General features: G+C 67.7%; 5 protein-coding genes. All 5 read right to left on the bottom strand.

Annotation, left to right across the window (positions count from 1 at the left end; translation table 11 throughout):
• On the bottom strand, positions 1–420 hold a 420-nt coding region (locus tag VFX14_00160; protein HEU5188078.1), incomplete at its 3' end, for an NADH-quinone oxidoreductase subunit L.
• Between the two features lie 10 nt (positions 421–430).
• The gene (nuoK, locus tag VFX14_00155; GenBank protein ID HEU5188077.1) at positions 431–754 is read right to left on the bottom strand and encodes an NADH-quinone oxidoreductase subunit NuoK; all 324 of its coding nucleotides are present in this window, start codon (positions 752–754) and stop codon (positions 431–433) included.
• An 11-nt stretch (positions 755–765) separates the two neighbouring features.
• The gene (locus VFX14_00150; protein HEU5188076.1) at positions 766–1,260 is read right to left on the bottom strand and encodes an NADH-quinone oxidoreductase subunit J; all 495 of its coding nucleotides are present in this window, start codon (positions 1,258–1,260) and stop codon (positions 766–768) included.
• Positions 1,257–1,811: an NADH-quinone oxidoreductase subunit I gene (locus VFX14_00145; protein ID HEU5188075.1), complete on the bottom strand. Its 555-nt coding sequence runs from the start codon at positions 1,809–1,811 to the stop codon at positions 1,257–1,259. Before VFX14_00145 ends, VFX14_00150 begins: the two co-directional genes overlap by 4 nt.
• The coding region (locus VFX14_00140) for a complex I subunit 1 family protein (protein HEU5188074.1) at positions 1,801–2,648 on the bottom strand (848 nt) is incomplete at its 5' end. The genes VFX14_00140 and VFX14_00145, both read right to left, overlap by 11 nt.

Genomic DNA, 2,648 nt, shown 5'->3' with positions numbered 1-2,648 from the left:
GCCCGGCGCGAGCACCAGGCCCATCATCGAGAACGCGAACAGCGACTGGTAGGTGTAGTACCGGCCCAGCGCGGGACGCGGCTCCGCATCCAGGTAGCCCAGCGAGTAGACCTGCACGAGCAGCGACACCAGCGCGACCAGGACCAGCATGATGGTGGAATCGGCGTCGGCGAGCACGCCCACGGTGGCGAGCGAGCCGGCCTCCTGCGGGATCCACTCGTAGGCGATCCGCGTCATCCCCTCGGGGGTCTCGAGCGACCACGCGCGCAGGGCGGCGGCGAGCGCGCCCGCTGCGCACAGGATCGACACGAGGCCGGCGGCGCGGCCGCTGCGCCTCAAGGGATAGCCCAGGGCGAGGATGAGGAAGGAAGTCGCGGGCAGCAGCAGGGCGATGGCGGCGAGGATGCCGGGATCGGTCATGGCGACGGCGTCATCCCCTGAGGAGGTCGAGGTGGTCGGCGATGGCGGTGCGCCGCACCCGGAAGATGAGGATCACGAGGGCGAGACCAAGCGCCACCTCCGCCACCGTGATCGAGATCGTGAAGAGGGTGAAGACGAGGCCGGCCACATCACCGCTGAAGCGGGCGAAGGCGACGAGGTTGATGTTCACCGAGTTGAGCATCAGCTCGATGCCGAGCAGGATGCCGATGGTGTTCCGCCGCGTCACCACGCCGAAGAGGCCGATCGAGAAGAGGACGGCGGCGAGGACCAGGTACGCGTGGAGGGGGACGTAGGGGGGCAGCCCGGTGGGCATCGAGGTGGGCATCACTCGTCGGGCCGCGCGAAGTAGATCGCGCCGAGGAGCGCGGCGAAGAAGAGGATCGCGAGCAGCTCGAAGGGCAGGACGAAGCGCGTGAGCACCAACTGGCCGATGGCCTTGGTGAGGTCGCCAGCGAGAGGCGGCCGCGGCCCCCATGCCGGGGACCGGAGCACGAACGAGAGCACGCCGACCAGCACCGCCCCCGAGATGATGAACCCGTTCACCAGCTGGCGGCTGGTCTGGGTGATGCGGTCGCCGACCAGTCGCTCGGTGACCACGATGGCGAATACCACGATGGTGACCACGCCGCCCGCGTAGAGGAGCAGCTGGACGGCGGCGAGGAACTCCGCGTCGAGGGACAGGAAGACGCCGGCGGTGCCGGTGAGGGTGAGGGCCAGCCATAGCACCGAGTGGAAGAGATTCTTCGTGAGGACCACGGCCACCGCCGAGCCGATGAGGAGGACGGCGAGGGCCGCGAAGGCTATCGGTTCCAGGGTCACTCGGTCCCTCCGGCGGCCTTGCCGTGCTCGGCCTTGGCCGCCTTCGGGGGCGACTGCATGTTGCGCAGCAGGTTGCCGGTGGCCCAGGAAGCTGGGAACTGTAGACCAACGGCATGGAGGCGGTCCTTGTCGAAGAGCAGCTCGCGACGGTCCGCGGTGGCCACGTCGAACGACTTCATCATGATGATGGCGTCGGTCGGGCACACCTGCACGCACAGCTCGCAGAACTCGCAGGCGTAGAGCTCGAGGGTGAAGGTCTTGGCGTAGTTGCGCTTCTCCGCCTTGAGCATCTCCACCTTGATGACCTGAGGCGGGCAGATGTACTCGCACAGTCGGCAGCCGATGCAATTCTCCTCGCCCGTCTCCTTGTCGTAGGTGAGGGCGAGCACGCCGCGGAAGCGGTCGGGGTACTCGCGCTCGACGTCCGGGTAGTGCACGGTCACCGGCTTGCGGAAGAGGTTGATCAGGGTGACCTTCATCGCCCGGCCCACCGCCCCCACGAGGTCGGCCACCTCGCGCGCGAAGCCCCGAGGCTTCGCCTCAGGCGCCACCGGCGCTCCGCCAGCTCACCCACGCCGCCGTGGCCATCAGCAGGAGCAGGCTGGCCGGCAGCATGAGCTTCCAGGAGATCGCGAGGATCTGGTCCACCCGGATTCGTACGAAGCTCCAGCGCACCCAGGTGAGGAGGAGGAAGACCGCCATCGCCTTCAAGAGGAACCAGAGCGGCCCCAGCCACGCCGGCCCCGGCCCCGACCACGCGCCGAGGAAGAGGAGCGCCCCCAGGAACGAGGTGCCGATGGCGTGCGCGTACTCGCCGAGCTGGATCAGTGCGAACTTCATGCCGGAGTACTCGACGCGGAAGCCCGCCACCAGCTCGGACTCCGCCTCGAGGATGTCGAACGGCACCCGGTTCTCCGCGGCGAGGGTGGTCACGATGTAGGCGATGAAGGCAAGTTGCCCGATCACGGGGTAGAAGATGAAGGCCCCGAAGAAGCCCACCTGGGCGTTCGCGATGTCGGACAGGCGCAGGGAGCCGGCCAGCACCACGGGCACGAGGGCGGTGAAAACAAACGGTAGATCGTACGAGATGATCTGGTTCACCGCGCGCATCGCGGACAGGAGCGCGTACTTGTTGTTCGACCCCCACCCCGCCATGAACAGCCCCACGATCTCCATCGAGGAGACGGCGAGGAAGAAGAGGACGCCGATGTTGAGATCGGCCACCCCCAGCCCGGGCGCGAAGGGGATGGTGGCGAAGATCAGCATGCACGGGATCAGGAAGACGATTGGCGCCAAGTTGTAGACGGGCCGGTCGGCGAGGGTCGGGACCACGTCTTCCTTCATCATGAGCTTCACCGCGTCGGCGATGGGCTGGAGCAGCCCGTGCG

It is taken from the genome of Candidatus Methylomirabilota bacterium, from assembly GCA_035764725.1.
Classification (GTDB): domain Bacteria; phylum Methylomirabilota; class Methylomirabilia; order Rokubacteriales; family CSP1-6; genus DASRWT01.
This window is presented reverse-complemented; position numbering and strand designations above follow the sequence as displayed.

Bases quoted from the DNA above. Each gene is read 5' to 3' on its own strand.
- nuoK (HEU5188077.1), bottom strand. From the start codon at position 754: ATGCCCACCGGGCTGCCCCCCTACGTCCCCCTCCACGCGTACCTGGTC.